We start from the raw sequence: 19,050 nt of genomic DNA on the forward strand, positions 1-19,050 counted from the left end.
GAGCATGTAATCGATTCCAATCCTCTTTGTAATCGATTCCACGAGGAGGTGGGACGGGTGGCGAGCATCAAGGACGTGGCATCACGAGCGGGTGTCTCCGTCGCGACGGTCTCCCGTGTGCTCAACGACCACCCGGCGGTCCGACCGGACACCCGCACCCGGGTGCTGGAAGCCGTGGCCGACCTGGGCTACCGGCCCAACGCGGTGGCGCGCTCGCTGCGCACCGACCAGACCCGGACCCTCGGCCTGGTCATCAGCGACGTGCTGAACCCCTTCTTCACCGAGCTCGCCCGCTCCGTGGAGGACGAGGCCCGGGCACTGGGCTACAGCGTGATCATCGGCAACGCCGACGAGCGGCCGGAGCAGCAGGACCACCACATCCGCACGCTGCTGGACCGCCGCATCGACGGACTGCTGGTCAGCCCCACCGACGGCGGTTCCCCGCTGATCCTGGACGCGGTGCGCTCCGGTACCCCGATGGTCTTCGTCGACCGCTGGATCCCGGGCATCGGCAACGACGTCCCGGTGGTCCGCACCGACGGCTGCGACGCGGTGCGCGACCTGGTCGCCCATCTCCACGGCCTGGGCCACCGCCGGCTGGCGATCATCGCGGGCCCCGCGGCGACCACCACGGGCCGCGAGCGCGTGCGGGCCTTCCGCGAGGCGCTTGCCGCCTTCGGTCTGCCGCTGCCCGACGAGTACATCGGCCAGGGCGACTTCCAGGCCGACAGCGGCCGCCGGGCGGTCGCCCGTTTCCTCGACCTGCCGGTTCCGCCCGACGTGGTCTTCGCCGCGGACAACCTCATGGCGCTCGGCGCCATGGACGAGATCCGCGCCCGCGGCCTGCGCGTGCCCGACGACATCGCGCTCGCCGCCTTCGACGACATCCCGTGGTTCCTCCACACCGATCCTCCGATCACCGCGATCGCCCAGCCCACGGGCGAGCTCGGCCGTGCCGCCGTGCGCTCGCTGATCGACCGGGTGGAGGGCAGGCCGGCGCCGTCGGTCACCGTGTCCGCCCGTCTCGTTGTCCGCCGCTCCTGCGGCGCGTCCGAAGGGAGCCCCCGTTGAGCACGAGCAGCCCCGAGCTCCTCCGCATGGAGGGCGTCCGCAAGGTCTTCCCCGGTGTGGTGGCCCTCGACGGCGTCGACTTCGACCTGCGCGGAGGCGAGGTGCACGTCCTGCTCGGCGAGAACGGCGCGGGCAAGAGCACCTTGATCAAGATGCTCTCCGGCGCCAACCGCCCCGACGGGGGCCGGATCCTCGTCGACGGCGGCGAAGTGCGCATCCATGGTGCGCAGGACGCCGAGAAGCTGGGCATCGCGACCATCTACCAGGAGTTCAACCTCGTGCCGGCGCTGAGCGTCGCCGAGAACATCTTCCTGGGCCGCCAGCCGCGCCGTCTCGGCCTGGTGAACCGCAAGCAGATGAACGCGGACGCCGCCGCACTGCTCGCCCGGGTCGGCATCGACGTCGACCCGCGCACCCCGGTCTCCGAACTGGGCATCGCCCGCCTGCAGATGGTGGAGATCGCCAAGGCCCTCAGCCTGGAGGCGCGCGTCCTGATCATGGACGAGCCGACCGCGGTGCTCACCAGCGAGGAGGTCGACAAGCTCTTCCGGATCGTGCGCAAGCTGCGCGAGGACGGCGTCGGCATCGTCTTCATCACGCACCACCTGGAGGAGATCGCCGCTCTCGGCGACCGCGTCACCGTCCTGCGCGACGGCCGCAGCGTCTCCCAGGTGCCCGCGAGCACCCCCGAGGACGAGCTGGTCCGGCTGATGGTGGGCCGCAGCATCGAGCAGCAGTACCCGCGCGAGCGTGCCGAGGCGGGCGCGCCCCTGCTGCGGGTCGAGGGCCTCACCCGGGGCGGCGTCTTCCACGACGTGAGCTTCGAGGTGCGGGCCGGCGAGGTCGTCGGCCTGGCCGGTCTCGTCGGCGCAGGGCGCACCGAGGTCGTCCGCGCGGTCTTCGGCGCCGACCCGTACGACGCGGGAACGGTCGAGGTGCTGGGCAAGCGGCTGCGCCGCCACGACGTCAACGCCGCCATGGACGCGGGCATCGGCCTGGTGCCGGAGGACCGCAAGGGCCAGGGCCTGGTGCTCGACGCCACCATCCAGGAGAACCTGGGCCTGGTCACCCTCGGCCGCGCGACCCGCGCCGGGTTCGTCGACCGGGCCGGGCAGCGCAAGGCGGCGGAGGGGATCTCGGGGCAGCTCAAGGTCCGCATGGCCGGGCTGCACCAGCACGTACGCACCCTGTCGGGCGGCAACCAGCAGAAGGTCGTCATCGGCAAGTGGCTGCTGGCCGACACCAAGGTGCTCATCCTCGACGAGCCGACCCGGGGCATCGACGTCGGTGCCAAGGTCGAGATCTACCAGCTCATCAACCAACTCACGGCTTCCGGCCACGCGGTGCTGATGATCTCCAGCGACCTCCCCGAGGTGCTGGGCATGAGCGACCGCGTCCTGGTGATGTCCCAGGGCCGGATCGCCGGTGAACTCCCCGCGCACGAGGCCACCCAGGACTCCGTCATGGCCCTGGCCGTCGGCACAGCGCCCGCCGAGGGCGGCAACGCAACAGCAACGAAGGATGTGGAGGGCTCCCGTGGCCACTGACACGCTCAAAAGCAGTACGGACACGGGCGGCGTCGCCGCGGCACGCCGTGTGCTCCTCAACAACGGCGCGCTGAGCGCCCTGGCGGCCCTGCTGGTGGCACTGTCGTTCCTTTCGGGCGACTTCCTGTCCACGCAGAACCTGCTCAACGTCGGCGTCCAGGCGGCCGTCGTCGCGATCCTCGCCTTCGGCTCCACCTTCGTGATCGTGGCGGCCGGCATCGACCTGTCGGTCGGCTCTGTCGCGGCGCTCTCCGCGACGGTGCTGGCCTGGAGCGCGAGTTCTGCGGGTCTGCCGGTGTGGCTGGCGGTCGTGCTGTCCGTCGCCACGGGTGTCGCCAGCGGCCTGCTGAGCGGCCTGCTGATCTCCTTCGGCAAGCTGCCGCCGTTCATCGCGACGCTCGCGATGCTGTCGATCGGCCGCGGCCTCACCCTGGTCATCTCCCAGGGCAGCCCGATCGCCTTCCCCGACTCCGTCTCCCACCTGGGCGACACCATCGGTGGCTGGCTGCCCGTCCCGGTCCTGGTGATGATCGTCGCGGGCGCCGCCACGGCGATCATCCTCGGGCGCACCTACATAGGCCGCGCCATGTACGCGATCGGCGGCAACGAGGAGGCGGCCCGCCTCTCCGGCATCCGCGTCAAGCGCCAGAAGATCATCATCTACGCGCTGTCCGGCCTCTTCGCCGCGGTCGCGGGCATCGTGCTCGCCTCCCGGCTCGCCTCGGCGCAGCCGCAGGCCGCCTACGGCTACGAGCTGGACGCCATCGCGGCGGTCGTCATCGGCGGCGCCAGCCTCTCCGGCGGCGTCGGCAAGGCATCCGGCACCCTGATCGGCGCGCTGATCCTCGCCGTCCTCCGCAACGGCCTCAACCTGCTGTCGGTCTCCGCCTTCTGGCAGCAGGTCGTCATCGGCGCGGTCATCGCGCTGGCCGTCCTGCTCGACACCCTGCGCCGCCGCGCCTGACCGCGCCGCGCGCACCCCAGACCCCTTCTTCTTCTCCGCACCACACCAGCAAGGAACCCTCATGCGCACCAAGCTCATCTCCGCCACCACCGTCGCCGTCGCCGCCCTGGCCCTCACCGCGACCGCCTGCAACTCCGGCTCCGGCTCGTCGTCCGACGTCAAGGTGGGCCTGTCGGTCTCCACCCTCAACAACCCGTTCTTCGTCCAGCTGAAGGAGGGCGCGCAGGCCGAGGCGAAGAAGGAGGGCGTCGACCTGACCGTCACCGACGCGCAGAACGACGCGTCGCAGCAGGCCAACCAGCTGCAGAACTTCACCAGCCAGAACGTGAAGTCGATCATCGTCAACCCGGTCGACTCCGACGCGGCCGGCCCCTCGGTCAAGGCCGCCAACAAGGCCGGCATCCCCGTCGTCGCGGCCGACCGCGGCGTCAACAAGGCCGAGCTCGCCACCACCGTCGCCTCCGACAACGTCGAGGGCGGCCGGCTCGCCGCCAAGACCCTGGCCGATTCGCTGGGCGGCAAGGGCACCGTGGTCGTCCTCCAGGGCACCGCGGGCACCTCCGCGGCCAACGAGCGCGGCCAGGGCTTCAACGAGGGCATCAAGGCCTACCCGGGCATCAAGGTCGTGGCCCAGCAGGCCGCCGACTTCGACCGCACCAAGGGCCTCGACGTCATGACGAACCTGCTGCAGGCCCACTCGGACGTCACCGGCGTCTTCGCCCAGAACGACGAGATGGCCCTCGGCGCCATCAAGGCGCTCGGCGACAAGGCCGGCAAGTCGGTCAAGGTCGTCGGCTTCGACGGCACCCCCGACGGCCTCACCGCGGTCAAGGGCGGCACCCTCTTCGCGTCCGTGGCCCAGCAGCCGAAGGAACTCGGCAAGCTGGCCGTGCAGAACGCGGTGAAGGCCGCCAAGGGCGAGAAGCTCGGCAGCCTGGTGAAGGTTCCGGTCAAGGTCGTCACCGAGAAGAACGTCGCCGACTTCTCCTCCTGACAGGCCGTACCGGTACGGCTGGATCCCGAAGGGAACACGCAGATGCACGGCTACGACCTGCTGGTCGTAGGGTCGGCCAACGCCGACCTGGTGATCCACGTCGACCGCCGCCCGGCGGCCGGCGAGACGGTCCTCGGCTCCGACCTTGCCACCCACCCGGGTGGCAAGGGGGCCAACCAGGCCGTCGCCGCCGCCCGCCTGGGCGCGCGCACGGCGCTCCTCGCGCGGGTCGGCGACGACGCCCACGGGCGGCTCCTCACCGGCTCGCTGACGTCGGCCGGCGTCGACACCACCGGTGTCCTGAGCGGCGACGTCCCCACGGGGGTCGCGCTGATCACCGTGGACCCCTCGGGTGACAACAGCATCGTGGTGTCGCCGGGCGCCAACGCCCGGCTCACCGCGGCGGACGTGACCGGGGCGCGCGAGCTGCTGGCCGCCGCCAGGGTGGTCTCGCTGCAACTGGAGATCCCCCTGGAGTCCGTCGCCGCCGCGGTGGCGACGGCCACGGAGGCCGGCACGCGGGTCGTCCTGAACCCCTCGCCCCCCGCGGCTCTGCCGCGCGAGGTGCTGGCCGGCTGCGACCCCATCGTGGTCAACGAGCACGAGGCACGCGTCGTGCTCGGCGCCGGGGCCGGGGACACCCCCGAGGCGTGGGCGGCGGGGCTGCTCGCCCTCGGCCCGCGCTCGGTGGTCGTCACGCTCGGCGCGGCGGGCGCGCTCGCCGCGACGGCGGACGGCACCGTGCGCATACCCAGCCCGCGCGTGTCCGCCGTCGACACCACCGGCGCCGGCGACTCCTTCACGGGGGCGCTGGCCTGGCGGCTCGGCGCGGGCGACGACCTGGTGACCGCCGTGCGGTTCGCGGTGCGGGTGGGCGCCGCCGCCGTCACGAAGCCGGGTGCGCAGGAATCCTTCCCCACCCTCGAAGAAGTGGGTCAGCTGTGAAGAAGTCCGGAATCCTCAACCGCCATCTGGCGGGCGCCCTCGCCGTGCTGGGCCACACCGACCTGGTCGTGGTCTGCGACGCGGGGCTCCCGATCCCTCCCGGGCCGATCGTCGTCGACCTCGCGTTCCGGGCCGGCACCCCGTCGTTCTCCGAGGTCCTCGACGGCCTGCTGGAGGAACTGGTCGTGGAGGGCGCGATCGCGGCCAAGGAGGTCCGCGAGCACAATCCCGAGGTGACCTCCCGGCTCGACGAGGCCTTCCCCGACCTGGAACTGGTGCCGCACGAGGAGTTCAAGGCCCGCACCCGGCAGGCCCGCCTCGTCGTCCGCACCGGCGAGTCCCGGCCGTACGCCAACGTCATCCTGCGCTGCGGCGTGCCCTTCTAGGCCGTACATCCTTCCGGCTGCGGTCGGCGGGCCGTGCGGGCGGATCGCGCGTAGCGTCCCGACCATGAGCGACCGACCGCTGAAGGACGAGGTGCTGGAGGAGCTGGGGGACGACCGGCTCCGGGAGATCACCGAGCTGCTCGGGACCGACGCCGACGAGGCGCAGCAGGTCGTGGGGAGCGCGGTGGCCTCGATCACCGGGGTGCTGACCGACGACGCCGTGACGCCCGGCGGCACCGCGGAGCTGTGCCAGGCCATGGAGCAGGCCGCGAACGAGCCCGAGCCGCTGCCCGCCGCCGCCGTCGGCTTCGCCGGGGTGCAGGGCGGCACGAGTGCGGAACCGGGGCGCGGAGTGCTGGCGGCCGTGCTGGCCAAGGTCGCCGCGCCGGCGGCGCGGGCGGTGGCCAAGCGGACCGGGCTCCCGGTCGAGACGGTCACGGCGGCACTGCAGACGGTGATCCCCGTGATGGCGGCCGTCCTGGCCCGGCGGGCCCGCGAGAAGCGCTGAACCGCGTCGGCCCGGGCGGACACGGCCGGGCCGACATGGCGAAAGGGGTCCGGCTGGGCCGGACCCCTTTGGCGTTTCCCCTCCCTCTGCGCGATGCCCCGAGCCCCCTCCGGGCGTCACGCTCTCCCCCACTCAAGACCCTTGTGAGGCCCCCCTCTGGGTCTTGACGCTACGTAGACACACCGGCCCCGGGGATGGTTGCACGGGTTGCGGAAGAAATTTTCAGGGATTTCTCAGAGCACGTGCCGGCGGTACCTGGCGGCCGTCTCGGCCAGCACCTCGGCCCCGTCCCGGGCCCACAGCGCCGGGTTGAAGATCTCCACCTCGACGGCTCCCGTGTAGCCGGCCGCGTCCACCAGCTCGCGGAACCCACGCAGGTCGACGCAGCCGTCCCCGAGCTGGCCGCGGCCCAGGAGCACGCCCTCGGGAAGCGGGGTGACCCAGTCGGCGAGCTGGAACGCGGCGATCCGGCCGCCGGCGCCCGCCCGTGCGATGCCCTCGGCCGCCCGGTCGTCCCACCACAGGTGGTACGTGTCCACGACGACGCCGACCTGCCGCGCGGGGAAGCGCTCGGCGATGCCGAGGGCCTGGGCGAGGGTCGACACGACGCAGCGGTCGGAGGCGTACATCGGGTGCAGCGGCTCGATCGCCAGGCGCACCCCGCGTTCCTCCGCGTACGGGGCGAGCTCGGCGACCGCGTCGGCGACGCGTTCACGCGCGCCGGCGATGTCGCGGTCCCCGGCGGGGAGGCCGCCGGAGACCAGGACGAGGGTTCCGGTGCCCAGGGCCGCAGCCTCGTCGACCGCGGCCCGGTTGTCGGCGAGCGCGGCGCCGCGCTCCTCCGGGTCGGAGGCGGTGAAGAAGCCGCCGCGGCAGAGCGTGGTGACGGTGAGCCCGGCCTCGCGCACCAGCTTCGCGGTGGCCTCGACGCCGTGCTCCCTCACCGGCCCGCGCCACAGTCCGACGCCGGGGACACCGAGCGTCACCAGCGCCTCGACCAGTTCGGGGAGGGGCAGTTGCCGCACGGTCTCCTGGTTGACGCTGAGCCGTGCGAGCTCGGCGCGGGGCAGATTGCCAGTACGCAATGTCACACTCCGTACACGGAGAGAAGTTGGCGCACGCGCGACGCGGCGAGCGACGGATCGGGGAACAGTCCGATCCGGTCGGCCAGTTCGTAGGCGCGGGCCAGATGGGGGAGGGAGCGTGCCGAGTGGAGACCACCGACCATCGTGAAGTGCGACTGGTGGCCGGCCAGCCAGGCGAGCAGGACGACGCCCGTCTTGTAATGGCGGGTCGGGGCGCCGAAGAGGTGACGGGAGAGTTCGACGGTGGGGTCGAGCAGTGCCCGGAAGCCCGCGATGCCACCGGTGCCGGCACCGGTGCCATCGGTCTCGCCGGTGTCGTCGCCGTCGTCGTCCAGCAGGCGCACGGCCCGGGCGGCGAGGGGTGCGAGCGGGTCGAAGACGCCGAGCAGGGCGTGGCTGAAGCCCCGGTCGTCGCCGGCGATCAGTTCGGGATAGTGGAAGTCGTCGCCGGTGTAGCAGCGCACGCCGTCGGGGAGGCGTCGGCGCAGCGCGACCTCGCGCCCCGCGTCGAGCAGGGAGATCTTGACGCCGTCGACCTTGCCGGGGTGGGCGGCGATCACCTCGAGGAAGGTCTCGGTCGCCGCGTCCAGGTCCGTGCTGCCCCAGTAGCCCTCCAGCGCGGGGTCGAACATCGGACCGAGCCAGTGCAGCACGACGGGCCCGGCGGCCTGGCGCAGGAGGTGGCCGTAGACCTCCAGGTAGTCGTCGGGCCCCTTGGCGACGGCGGCCAGGGCGCGCGAGGCCATGAGGACGGCGCGCGAGCCCGCGTCCTCGACGACGGCCAGTTGCTCCTCGTAGGCGGCCCGGATCTCGGTGAGGCCGTACGGGTGGCCGGACTCGGTGGGCCGCAGTTGGTCGGTGCTCACGCCGCAGACGATGCGGCCGCCCTCGGCGCGGGCCTCCGCAGAGGAGCGGCGGATCAGTTCGGCGGCCCCGGCCCAGTCCAGGCCCATGCCGCGCTGGGCGGTGTCCATGGCCTCGGCGACACCGAGCCCGTGCGACCACAGATGGCGGCGGAAGGCCAGTGTGGCCTCCCAGTCCAGTGCGGCGGGCCGGTCGGCCGCGGTGCGGAAGGGGTCGGCGACGACGTGGGCCGCCGCATAGACGACGCGCCTTCGCGGCTCGTCCGGCGCCGTGGGGGCTCCGGCGTGGGCGGCGGGCTCGGTGCGCGGCCGGTACGCGTACAGCTCGCCCGATTCGGTGGGGAGGTGGAGGAGTGTCACAGCGTCAGCTCCGGCACGTCGAGCCTGCGGCCCTCGGCGGAGGAACGCAGGCCCAGTTCGGCGAGCTGGACACCGCGGGCACCGGCAAGCAGATCCCAGGTGTAGGGCTCGTCGAGGTGGACGTGGCGCAGGAACAGCTCCCACTGGGCCTTGAAGCCGTTGTCGAACCCGGTGTTGTCCGGAACCACCTGCCACTGGTCGCGGAAGACCTCGGTGGCAGGCAGGTCGGGGTTCCAGACCGGCCTGGGGGTGCCGGAGCGGTGCTGGGCGCGGCAGTTGCGCAGCCCGGCCACGGCCGAGCCCTCGGTGCCGTCCACCTGGAACTCCACCAGCTCGTCGCGGTTGACGCGCACGGCCCAGGAGGAGTTGATCTGGGCGACCACGCCGCCCTCGAGCTCGAAGATGCCGTAGGCGGCGTCGTCGGCCGTGGCGTCGTAGGGCTTGCGCTGCTCGTCCCAGCGCTGCGGGACGTGCGTGGTGACGAGCGCCTGCACGGAGAGCACCCGGCCGAACAGCTCGTGGAGCACGTACTCCCAGTGCGGGAACATGTCGACGACGATGCCGCCGCCGTCCTCGGCGCGGTAGTTCCACGAGGGGCGCTGCGCCGGCTGCCAGTCGCCCTCGAAGACCCAGTAGCCGAACTCGCCGCGGACGGAGAGGATCCGCCCGAAGAAGCCGCCGTCGATCAGCCGCCGGAGCTTGAGCAGGCCGGGGAGGAAGAGCTTGTCCTGGACGACGCCGTGGCGCACTCCGGCGTCGGTGGCGAGACGGGCCAGCCGCAGCGCTCCGTCCAGGCCGGTCGCGGTGGGCTTCTCGGTGTAGATGTGCTTGCCCGCGGCGATCGCCTTGGTGAGCGCCTCCTCACGGGCACCGGTGACCTGCGCGTCGAAGTAGATCTCGGTGGCGGGGTCGGCGAGCACCGCGTCCAGGTCGGTGGAGACCAGGGACCGGTCCAGGCCGTGACGGTCGGCGAGGGCGCGCAGCGCATGCTCGCGGCGGCCGACGAGGACGGGCTCCGGCCACAGCACGCTGCCGTCGCCGAGGTCGAGCCCGCCCTGCTCGCGCAGGGCGAGGATCGAGCGGACGAGGTGCTGGTGGTAACCCATACGGCCGGTGACGCCGTTCATGGCGATCCGCACGGTCCTGCGTGTCACGTGGGGGTTCCTCTCTCCTGCGTATCACCGAACTACAGCAAGCGCTTTCTCCACCTCACGCTAAACGCTGCCGGACATCTTCGACAAGAGGTGGCACAACAAGAGAAAGCGCTTGCAGGCCCGCTGACGTGGAGTCAGCGACCCGGGTACGGGTGCGCCGGCGCAGGCGGCACGTCGCACGCCTCCCGGTCGCGACAGGCCCCGGCCCGCGCTGCGGCAGTACCCGCGGCCGCGAGCCCGGCGCGCGACAGGTGCCCCGGGTCACCCCCGGGAGCGCCCGCAACAGGGCGTCCGCGCACTGATGCGGGCCTCACCCCCGGGCGCCGACGCACCCTGCCGGGCGGGGGACTTCGGCACGACGAACCGGGCGACGGCAGGAAGGTGCGCGCTGCGTTCACCGGCACTCCGCCACCCGCGGTGCCGACCTCGGCCCGACGGCGTCACGGAGACACGGGGCGGCCGGCGGTCGAGGGCTCCGGAGCGGCGCCCACGGCCGGCGACGACGGCAGGTCGAGGCGCTTGATTGGGGGCAGAAAGCGTTTTCCCGTACCACGACCCCAGGGCGTTGGAGGGTCCGGGCAAGGTGCCGTGCGACTCCGCTCCCCCGCCGGCCCCCGAGGTGAGACCATGTGCGGCTACGGGCGGAGGGCCCGGGGAGGACCGACCCGGAGGAAACAGACGAGATGGCAGTGACCCTCGCCGACGTGGCGGCGCGCGCCGGAGTGTCCGCCGCGACCGTGTCGCGTGTCCTGAACGGCAACTATCCGGTCGCGGGCAGTACGCGCGAGCGGGTGCTGCGGGCCGTCGACGACCTCGACTACGTCGTGAACGGGCACGCCCGCGCGCTCGCCGCCGCCACCTCCGACCTGGTGGGGGTCCTGGTCAACGATGTCGCCGACCCCTTCTTCGGGCTCATCGCCAGCGCCGTGCAGGGCGAGATCAGCGGCGGCGGCGAGCAGCCGTCCGGGCTGCCGGCGGGCGCCGGGAAGCTCGCCGTGGTCTGCAACACCGGGGGCTCCCCCGAGGCCGAGCTGAACTACCTGACCCTGCTGGAGCGGCAGCGCGCCGCCGGCGTGGTGCTCACCGGGGGCGCAGTGGAGGGCACCGGCCACAGCGCCGCCGTCGCGGGCCGCCTCGCCCGGCTCGCCGCGTCAGGCACCCGGATCGTGCTCTGCGGCCGCCCGCCCGTACCGGAGCTCGCCGGGCTGTCCGGCCCCGCCGCGGACGCCGTCATGACCGTCGCCTTCGACAACCGCGGCGGTGCGCAGCGCCTCACCGAGCACCTGCTGGGTCTCGGCCACCGCACCATCGGCTACGTCGCCGGCCCCGCGGAGCGCAGCACCACCCGGCACCGCCTGGAGGGCCACCGCGCCGCCCTGGCCGAGGCCGGGCTCGCAGGCTCCCCCGTCGGGCTCGAGCGCCTCACCGTGCACGGCTACTACGACCGCTCCTCCGGATACGACGCGGCGCTGGAGCTGCTGCGCCGCGAGCCGGGGCTCACCGCGGTCGTCGCCGCCAACGACACGGTGGCGCTCGGCGTCTGCGCCGCGCTGCGCGAGCGCGGGCTGCGCATCCCCGAGGACGTCTCGGTCGCCGGCTTCGACGACCTGCCCTTCAGCGTGGACGCCGTGCCCGCGCTCACGACCGTGCGCATACCCCTGCAGGAGGCGGGCGCCCGCGCCGGGCGGCTGGTCATGGGGCGGCAGGCACCGCCTCCCGGCGGGCTGGCGACCGTGCGGACGGAACTGATGGTGCGGGCGTCGACGGCGGCTCCACGGAAGGGCGCATAGCCGGCCGGCACGGCGCGGCGGCGCCTTTTCACGACCACCCGACGGGGATATCTTTGACGCAGTCAAAGAATTTCCGGGGAGGACCACCGTGACCGTCCAGGAGATCCGGGCGTTCAACCGCTTCTACACCAACCTCATCGGCGCGCTCGACTACAGCCGCCATCTGCACACCCCGTACACGCTCACCGAGGCCCGCGTCCTGTACGAGCTCGCCCACGCTCCCGGCGGTGGGCTGGACGCCGCCGACCTGCGTACCGCCCTGTCAGTGGACGCCGGGCAGCTCAGCCGGATGCTGGCGGCCTTCGGGGAACGGGGACTGGTGACCCGCTCGCCGTCACCGCGGGACGCCCGGCGGCAGCGCGTGGAGCTGACGCCCGGCGGCCGCGAGGCCGCCCGGCTCCTGGAGGACCGGTCGCGCGAGGCGGTCGCGTCCATGGTCGGCGGGCTCGCCGCGCGCGACCGCGAACGCCTGACGGAGGCCATGCGCACCGTCCGCAAGGTCCTCGGCGGCGACGCCGCGGCCGGCGCCCCCGCCGGGCCCCGGGTCCGGCTGCGCGATCCGCGCCCCGGCGACCTCGGCTGGGTGGTCCAGCGCAACGCGGAGGTCTACGCCGAGGAGTACGGCTGGAACGCCGACTACGAGACCCTCGTCGCCCGGATCGTCGCGGACGGCCACGAGCGGGCGTGGATCGCCGAACTGGACGGCGAGCGCGCCGGCTGCGTGTTCTGCGTGCGCGACGAGGCACCCGGCACGGCACGGCTGCGCCTGCTGCTGGTGGACCCGGCCGCCCGGGGCCACGGCATCGGCCGCCTGCTCGTCGAGGCCTGCGTCGCGCACGCCCGCGCGGCCGGCCACCGCGAGCTGGTGCTGTGGACGAACGATGTCCTGGTCTCCGCCCGGCGGATCTACGAGGCGGCCGGTTTCGAGCTCGTCGGCGAGAAGCCGCACCGCAGTTTCGGCCGCGATCTCGTCGGGCAGGACTGGCGGCTGGTGCTGTAACGTCCGAAAAGTGAAGCTCGCGTTCTCGACCCTCGGCGTGCCGGGGCTCCCCGTGCCGGACGTGCTCCGGCTCGCCGCGGAGCACGGCTACCACGGCGTGGAGCTGCGGGCGGGCCACGAGGAGCCGGTGCACAGCGGCCTGACGGAACGGCAGCGTGCCGACGTGGCCGGGGAGTTCCGCGACGCCGGAGTGGCGGTCCTGGCGGTCGCCTCCTCCGTCCAGGTGGCCGCGCCGGGTGAGGACGCCCCCGCGCTGCGCGGACTGCGCGACCATGTGCGCCTCGCCGCCGACCTCGGCGCCTCATACGTACGGGTGTTCCCCGGCGCCGGTGACGGCGACGGCGACGCCGCCGACACCCGGGCGGCCCGCCGGCTGGCGGCGGTGGTCCCCGAGGCGGCGGACGCGGGCGTGCGGGTGCTGGTGGAGACCCACGACTCGCACCGGACCGGCGCGGACGTGGCGCGGATCCTGGGGCTGGTGGGCCATCACCACGCGGGCGCGCTCTGGGACGTGCTGCACCCGTGGCTGGGCGGCGAGCAGCCGGAGCACACCTATCCCGTGCTCGCCCCCTACCTGGGCTACGTACAGGTCAAGGACGTCTCCTCGGCGCAGGACACCACCCCGCTGCCGCTCGGCCACGGGGCGCTGCCACTGGCCGGCACGGTGGAGGTGCTCAGCCGGGCGGGCTGGGACGGCTGGCTGTGCTGGGAGTACGAGAAGCGCTGGTACCCGCAGGTGCGGGCGCTGCCGGAACTGCTGTCGCGGGGGCGTTCGCATCTGCTGCGGCTGCTCGGCGAGTCTGCCTGAGCCCGGCGCCCTCGTCCTCGCCCAAGTCCCGTCCCCGTCCCCGGCCCCGGCGCGGCCGGATCGAACCCGACGACGTCAGGCCGACGCCGCCCACCAGCAGCACCGCAGCCGCCCAGCGCAGCGGGCCGACGCCCTCGTCCAGCAGCAGGGCCGCCGACGTCATGCCGAACACCGGGACGAGCAGGGAGAACGGGGCCACCGCGGAGGCGTCGTACGTCCGCAGCAGGAAGCCCCAGGCGCCGAAGCCGAAGACCGTGGTGATCCAGGCGACGTAGACGATCGCGCCGGCGCCGCTCCAGTCGAGGCCGCGCAGCGCGGCCGCGTCCGCCGCGGGACCCTCCAGGGCCAGGGAGAGGGCGAGCAGCGGCAGCGGCGGGACGAGGCTGACCCAGACCATCCAGCTCAGCGCGTCCGGCGGGGCGGCACGGCGGGTGAGCACGTTGGACAGCCCCCAGAAGGCGGCGGCCACGACGACCAGCACGAACGCGCCGAGCGGCCCCGAGGTGCCCTCGTCGTACGCGGCCACGCCGATCCCCGCCAGCGCGACACCCATGCCCGCGATGCGCAGCCGGCCGGGCCGCTCGCCCAGCAGTACGACCGCGAGGAGGGCGGTGAAGACCGCCTGGACCTGGAGCACCAGCGAGGACAGCCCGGCGGGCATGCCCTGGTCCATGCCGATGAAGAGCAGGCCGAACTTGACGACGCCGAGGACGAGTCCGACGGCGACGATCCAGCGCAGCGCGACACCGGGCCGGCGGACGAAGAAGACCGCGGGCACGGCCGCGACCAGGAAGCGCAGGGCGCAGAAGAGGAGCGGCGGGAAGTGGCCGAGCCCGGCCTCGATGACCACGAAGTTGACGCCCCAGACCGCGGCGACGAGGACCGCGAGGGCGAGGTGTACCGGTCGCATCGCCCCAGCATCCGGCACCGTACTCTTAAGCACCAGCGACTATCGCTGCACTGTCGGCTTCAGCGTTGCTGAATGGTGCGCCCTCCGGAGCGCGGGATGACGAGGTGAACGGATGCTGGACCTGGCCCGGCTGCGGGCGCTGCACGCCGTGCATGTGCACGGATCGGTGGGGGCGGCGGCCACGGCCCTCGGCTACACCGCGTCCGCCGTGTCCCAGCAGATCGCCAAGCTGGAACGGGAGACCCGTACGACGCTCCTGGAGCGGCAGGGCCGCGGAGTCGCGCTGACCGAGGCCGCGCAGTTGCTGGCGGAGACCGCGCAGGAGCTGATGGCGATCGTGGAGCGGGCCGAGGTGGCGCTGGAGGAGCGGCGCGGCCGCCCCACCGGGCGGCTGACCATGGCCGCCTTCCCGACCGCCGCGCGCGGTCTGCTCCCGGAGGTGCTGGCCGGGCTGACGGCCGCCCACCCGTCGCTGGAACTGCGGCTGGTGGAGGAGGGCGCGCACCTGTCGGTCGACCTCGTCTCCCGCGGCGTCGTCGACCTGGCCGTGGTGCACGACTGGGACATCGCCCCACTGCCCGCGCCCGAGGGGCTGGAACGGGTGGTGATCGGCGAGGACCACTGCGACGTGCTGGTCCCCGCCGGGCATCCGCTGGCGGCCCGCGATGCGCTGGTCCGCGAGGACGTCGTCGACGAACGGTGGATCTGCCAGCCGCCGGGGCACGTGTGCCACGACTGGCTGGTGCGGACGCTGCGGGAGGCCGGCACCGAGCCGGACCTGGCGTTCCAGGTCGCCGAGTACCAGACGCAGTTGGCGCTGGTGGCGGCCGGGCTGGGGATCGCGCTGGTCCCGCGGCTGGGGCGCGGGCCGGTGCCGGACGGCGTGGTCGTGGTGCCGCTGGAGCCGGCACCCGTGCGGCGGCTGTACGCCTTGTGGCGGACGGGGGCGTCGCGACGTCCGGCCATCACGGAGACGGTCCGGGCGTTGCGCGTTCACTACCCCCGGGTCGTTGCCTGACCATGGGCGGATGTCACCCACCCTCAGGGAACCGTTCGCGTCCCGATCCCGTCCAACCCGCGTGCTGCCGGGGAGTCTCCGCAAAGCGGTGTCGGTCACGCTGCTTGCTGCGTCGCTGACGACCCTCTCCGCCGCCTGCGGCCGGCAGCAGCCCGCCACCGGCGTACCCCCCTCCGACAACGCCGGTGGCGGCCCCTCCACCTCCGCGATCGCCTCCGTGCCCACCGGCCCGGCACCGTCAGCCTCGGCGTCCGCCGCGCAATCCGTCCCTTCCGACGGGACGGTCTCCACCCGCCGCGTGTACTTCACCGAGACCACGCGGGGGGTGCCCGCGGTGCACACCGTCCTCGACGGGGAGCGCGACCTGAGTCGCTTCCCCGGCTACTTCATGAAGTCGGCGCCGGAGATCGCCGACGACATCGCGCGGCGCGCCGCGCGGACCGACTTCTCCCGCTCGGTCCTCGTCGCCTGGACCCGGACCACCGGCTGCAACAGCACCAAGAGCGCCGTCCTCTTCCGGAGCGGCGACCGGCTGGTGCTCGGCCTCGCGCAGACCCCGATGGGCCAGTGCCTGGTCGCCAACCGGGTGGTCGTCGTGTTCGAGGTGCCGCGCGACCGGATGCCGAAGCGGCCGCGCTTCGCGCAGGAAGAGAACACGCGGGCCGATCCGCCCGCCCCGGGGAGCACGGTGGCGTTCGGCGGCCTGGAGGACATGCGAAAGCCGGACGGCCGGCGCAGTGCCGAGGTCACCTCGGCCCGGCAGCTCGACGCCTTCCTCGCCGGTCTGCCCCGCAAGGGGGCGGCCGCACTGCGCGAGCAGCTGGCGCGGCATCCGCGACGCAGTGACGAGCGGCGCTTCGGCTTCGTGCTCACGGGCTGCGGGCCCACCGGCGCCGTGCTGACCATCGGCCGGCGGGAACTGTCGGCGGCGCCCACCGGGGACGAGACCAAGCGCTGCATCCAGGTCGAGCACTACGCCGCGGTGCTCGCGGTGCCGTCCCGGCTCGTCCCGGAGCGTGCCCAACTCATTGACTGACAATAACTTTCCGGCTAAGCGTGTGTGCTTGAAGGTTTCTTTCAGCACGCCCCCCACCTCCTGCCGGAAGGAGTCCGTCATGCACAGCCGTCCCCATCCGTCCCGCCGCACGGTGCTCGGTGCCGCCGCGGCCGCCTCCACCGCCCTCGCCCTCGGCGTCCCGGGCACCGCGAGCGCGGCCGCGGCTGCGGCCGACCGCAGACGCGTCCGTGCGCTCATCGACCGCATGAGCATCGAGGAGAAGATCGGCCAGCTCTTCGTCATGCGCGTGTACGGCCATTCGGCCACCGCCCCCGATCCGGCCGACGTCGCCGCGAACCAGGCCGAGATCGGGGTCTCCAACGCGGCCGAGCTGATCGCCAAGTACCACGTCGGCGGCATCATCTACTTCGCGTGGGCCCACAACACCCGCGATCCGCACCAGATCGCCGACCTCTCCAACGGCATACAGCGGTCCTCCCGGATCCCGCTGCTGATCTCCACCGACCAGGAGCACGGCGCCGTCGCGCGGGTCGGCTCCCCCGCCACGCTCTTCCCGGGCGGGATGGCGCTCGGCGCGGGCGGCAGCACGAAGGACGCCCGGCGGGCCGCGGCCGTCGCCGGGGCCGAACTGGCGGCGATGGGCATCACCCAGGACTACGCGCCGGTCGCCGACGTCAACGTCAACCCCGCCAACCCGGTGATCGGCGTGCGCTCCTTCGGCGCCGACCCGAAGGCCGTGGCCGCGCTGGTCGCCGCCCAGGTCGAGGGCTACCAGCGGGCCGGGGTCGTCGCCACCGCCAAGCACTTCCCGGGGCACGGCGACACCGGCACCGACAGCCACTTCGAACTGCCGATCATCACCCACTCGCTGGAGGAATGGCGGCGCCTGGACGCACCGCCGTTCCGCGCCGCGATCGCCGCCGGCATCGACTCGATCATGACCGCGCACATCCTGGTCCCCGCACTCGACGACTCCGGCGACCCCGCCACCCTCTCCCGGCCGATCCTCACCGGCATCCTGCGCGAGGAACTCGGCTACGACGGCGTCGTCGTCACCGACTCCCTCGGTATGGAGGGCGTGCGCCAGAAGTACGGCGACGACCGGGTCCCGGTGCTCGCCCTGAAGGCCGGTGCCGACCAGTTGCTCAACCCGCCGGTCCTGGAGACCGCCTGGCAGGGCGTCCTGGCCGCCGTGAAGTCCGGCGAGCTCACGGAGGAACGCCTCGACGAGTCGCTCACCCGGATCCTGACGCTCAAGGCGCGGCGCGGGCTGCTCGACGATCCGTACGTCACCCACCGCGGCGTGGACCGGACGGTGGGCACCCGCGGACACCTCACCGAGGCCGACCGGATCACCGAACGCACCGTGACCCTGCTGGCGAACCAGGGGGCGCTGCCGCTGCCCGCCCACCGCCGGCTGCTGGTCGTCGGCGCCGACCCGGCCGCGCCCTCGGGCACCGGCGGGCCGCCCACCGCGGTGCTCGGCGCGACGCTGACCGGCCTCGGGCACACCGCGCAGGTCCTGTCGACCGGAACCGCGCCGGGGCAGGCGGCGATCGACCAGGCGGTGGCCGCCGCGCGGGACAAGGACGCCGTGGTGGTGGCCACGTACAACGTCACCGGGGCGTCGACGGGCCAGATCGCGCTGGTGGCCGCGCTCGTCGCCACCGGCGTGCCGGTGGTCCAGGTCGCGATCCGCAACCCGTACGACGTCGCCCGGCTGGAAGGGGTGGCCGCGTCCCTGGCCACCTACGGCTGGACGGACGTGTCGATGCGGGCGGCGGCACGGGTGCTGGCGGGCACGGTGCGGCCCACCGGGAAGCTCCCGGTGGCGGTGCCCGCGGCGGACGACCCGGCGCGGACGCTCTACCCCGTCGGCTGGGGCCTGCGGTACTGAGACCGCCGCGCGCGGGGCGGCCCCTCCGGCCCCTCCCCGAACGGGGCCGTGCCACCTATCCTGCCGAAAACGGGCAACTCGCCCGGGGGGACGGGTGGGGGGCCGCCATGCGCGTGTTGTCCGGACAGCTCCTGGGTGCCGCGGGGCTGGTCGCCGTGCTCCTCGCCGCCTGCTCACCGGGCCCGGGCGGCACGGGCAGCGGCGCGGCCGCGCCCGGCGTCCCGCCCGTCACGCACGACGCGGTCTTCCTGGACCGGGGCGACTGCGCGGCCGGCGACCGGGTGGGCGCCTACCGGGAGACGGCGTGCTCGGACCCGGGCGCCCGGGCCCGCGTCGTCAGCCGGCTGTACGGACTGCTGCCGGCCTCGCCGTCGCCTTCTCCCCCGGGCGCCGCGCGGGCCGGCGACCGCTGCCCGCCCACCACGGACTTCCTGCTCACCGTCACCGCCGCCCGCCCCCAGGGCTACGCCTGCATGCGCAACCTGGCGGCCCCGCACCCCGGGGACCCGGGCGGGGGCGGCGGTCCGCGGACGATCCCGGGCGACTGCGTCCACAGGTCCCGGAAGGGACAGGTGAAGGAGACGCCCTGCGACGGTTCGGGACCGCACGCCCCGCAGTTCCGGGTCGTCGAGCTGGCCCGGAGCCGCGGGTCCTGCCCCGCCGGGACGGCCCTGTACGTCGGGGTGGGCGGCGGGCCGGCGGGCGTGGGATGCGCCCGCCGGCTCTGACACC

General features: G+C 73.7%; 15 protein-coding genes and 2 pseudogenes. 13 read left to right on the plus strand and 4 right to left on the minus strand.

Features of this window, described 5'->3' with window-relative positions; genetic code table 11:
- Nucleotides 1–57: 57 nt before the first annotated feature.
- The 6 genes and pseudogenes from ACFW3D_RS02705 (at nt 58) to ACFW3D_RS02730 (ending at nt 6,415) form a co-directional block, all read left to right on the plus strand.
- A complete protein-coding gene (locus ACFW3D_RS02705; protein ID WP_500500523.1) occupies nt 58–1,071 on the plus strand; it encodes a LacI family DNA-binding transcriptional regulator in 1,014 nt (337 codons plus the stop codon).
- A gap of 26 nt (nt 1,072–1,097) precedes the next feature.
- On the plus strand, nt 1,098–2,618 hold the full coding sequence (locus ACFW3D_RS02710; protein ID WP_500500718.1) for a sugar ABC transporter ATP-binding protein: 1,521 nt from the start codon (nt 1,098–1,100) through the stop codon (nt 2,616–2,618).
- A pseudogene (locus ACFW3D_RS02715) lies at nt 2,608–4,570 on the plus strand (ABC transporter permease/substrate-binding protein); the annotation flags it as partial. The gene ACFW3D_RS02710 and the pseudogene ACFW3D_RS02715, both read left to right, overlap by 11 nt.
- Before the next feature lie 48 nt (nt 4,571–4,618).
- The gene (rbsK, locus tag ACFW3D_RS02720; protein WP_500500525.1) at nt 4,619–5,521 is read left to right on the plus strand and encodes a ribokinase; all 903 of its coding nucleotides are present in this window, start codon (nt 4,619–4,621) and stop codon (nt 5,519–5,521) included.
- Nucleotides 5,518–5,907, plus strand: coding sequence for a D-ribose pyranase (gene rbsD / locus ACFW3D_RS02725; protein WP_500500527.1), 390 nt, complete (start codon nt 5,518–5,520; stop codon nt 5,905–5,907). Before rbsK ends, rbsD begins: the two co-directional genes overlap by 4 nt.
- Before the next feature lie 64 nt (nt 5,908–5,971).
- A complete protein-coding gene (locus ACFW3D_RS02730; RefSeq protein ID WP_500500529.1) occupies nt 5,972–6,415 on the plus strand; it encodes a DUF937 domain-containing protein in 444 nt (147 codons plus the stop codon).
- A 233-nt stretch (nt 6,416–6,648) separates the two neighbouring features.
- Here the strand turns inward: ACFW3D_RS02730 and ACFW3D_RS02735 are convergent, their stop codons facing one another.
- The 3 genes from ACFW3D_RS02735 to ACFW3D_RS02745 are packed head-to-tail and all read right to left on the minus strand — an operon-like array spanning nt 6,649 to nt 9,877.
- A complete protein-coding gene (locus ACFW3D_RS02735) occupies nt 6,649–7,500 on the minus strand; it encodes a sugar phosphate isomerase/epimerase family protein (protein ID WP_500500531.1) in 852 nt (283 codons plus the stop codon).
- Nucleotides 7,501–7,502: 2 nt separating this feature from the next.
- Nucleotides 7,503–8,723: a dihydrodipicolinate synthase family protein gene (locus ACFW3D_RS02740; RefSeq protein WP_500500533.1), complete on the minus strand. Its 1,221-nt coding sequence runs from the start codon at nt 8,721–8,723 to the stop codon at nt 7,503–7,505.
- Nucleotides 8,720–9,877, minus strand: a complete 1,158-nt coding sequence (locus tag ACFW3D_RS02745) for a Gfo/Idh/MocA family protein (RefSeq protein WP_500500535.1) — start codon at nt 9,875–9,877, stop codon at nt 8,720–8,722. Before ACFW3D_RS02745 ends, ACFW3D_RS02740 begins: the two co-directional genes overlap by 4 nt.
- A gap of 683 nt (nt 9,878–10,560) precedes the next feature.
- Between ACFW3D_RS02745 and ACFW3D_RS02750 the strand changes: the two genes are divergently transcribed.
- The 3 genes and pseudogenes from ACFW3D_RS02750 to ACFW3D_RS02760 all read left to right on the plus strand — a co-directional run.
- Nucleotides 10,561–11,667 carry a LacI family DNA-binding transcriptional regulator gene (locus ACFW3D_RS02750; RefSeq protein WP_500500538.1) on the plus strand — a complete coding sequence of 369 codons (1,107 nt, stop codon included), beginning with the start codon at nt 10,561–10,563 and terminating at the stop codon, nt 11,665–11,667.
- 88 nt (nt 11,668–11,755) lie between these two features.
- On the plus strand, nt 11,756–12,667 hold the full coding sequence (locus ACFW3D_RS02755) for a bifunctional helix-turn-helix transcriptional regulator/GNAT family N-acetyltransferase (protein ID WP_500500539.1): 912 nt from the start codon (nt 11,756–11,758) through the stop codon (nt 12,665–12,667).
- A pseudogene (locus ACFW3D_RS02760) lies at nt 12,549–13,358 on the plus strand (sugar phosphate isomerase/epimerase family protein); the annotation flags it as partial. The gene ACFW3D_RS02755 and the pseudogene ACFW3D_RS02760, both read left to right, overlap by 119 nt.
- Here the strand turns inward: ACFW3D_RS02760 and ACFW3D_RS02765 are convergent.
- Nucleotides 13,342–14,385 (minus strand): EamA family transporter, encoded by a 1,044-nt coding sequence (locus tag ACFW3D_RS02765; protein WP_500500541.1) that lies wholly within the window; start codon nt 14,383–14,385, stop codon nt 13,342–13,344. The pseudogene ACFW3D_RS02760 and the gene ACFW3D_RS02765 overlap by 17 nt on opposite strands.
- A gap of 112 nt (nt 14,386–14,497) precedes the next feature.
- Here ACFW3D_RS02765 and ACFW3D_RS02770 point away from each other — a divergent pair, with 112 nt between their 5' ends.
- The 4 genes from ACFW3D_RS02770 (at nt 14,498) to ACFW3D_RS02785 (ending at nt 19,046) form a co-directional block, all read left to right on the plus strand.
- Nucleotides 14,498–15,403 (plus strand): LysR family transcriptional regulator, encoded by a 906-nt coding sequence (locus ACFW3D_RS02770; protein WP_500500543.1) that lies wholly within the window; start codon nt 14,498–14,500, stop codon nt 15,401–15,403.
- 88 nt (nt 15,404–15,491) lie between these two features.
- Nucleotides 15,492–16,439, plus strand: coding sequence for a hypothetical protein (locus tag ACFW3D_RS02775; protein ID WP_500500545.1), 948 nt, complete (start codon nt 15,492–15,494; stop codon nt 16,437–16,439).
- Nucleotides 16,440–16,518: 79 nt separating this feature from the next.
- A complete protein-coding gene (locus ACFW3D_RS02780; RefSeq protein WP_500500547.1) occupies nt 16,519–18,318 on the plus strand; it encodes a glycoside hydrolase family 3 protein in 1,800 nt (599 codons plus the stop codon).
- A 107-nt stretch (nt 18,319–18,425) separates the two neighbouring features.
- Nucleotides 18,426–19,046: a hypothetical protein gene (locus tag ACFW3D_RS02785; protein ID WP_500500549.1), complete on the plus strand. Its 621-nt coding sequence runs from the start codon at nt 18,426–18,428 to the stop codon at nt 19,044–19,046.
- Nucleotides 19,047–19,050 lie beyond the last annotated feature (4 nt).

The organism is Streptomyces sp. NPDC058864 (assembly GCF_042742985.1).
In the GTDB taxonomy this organism is placed as follows: domain Bacteria; phylum Actinomycetota; class Actinomycetes; order Streptomycetales; family Streptomycetaceae; genus Actinacidiphila.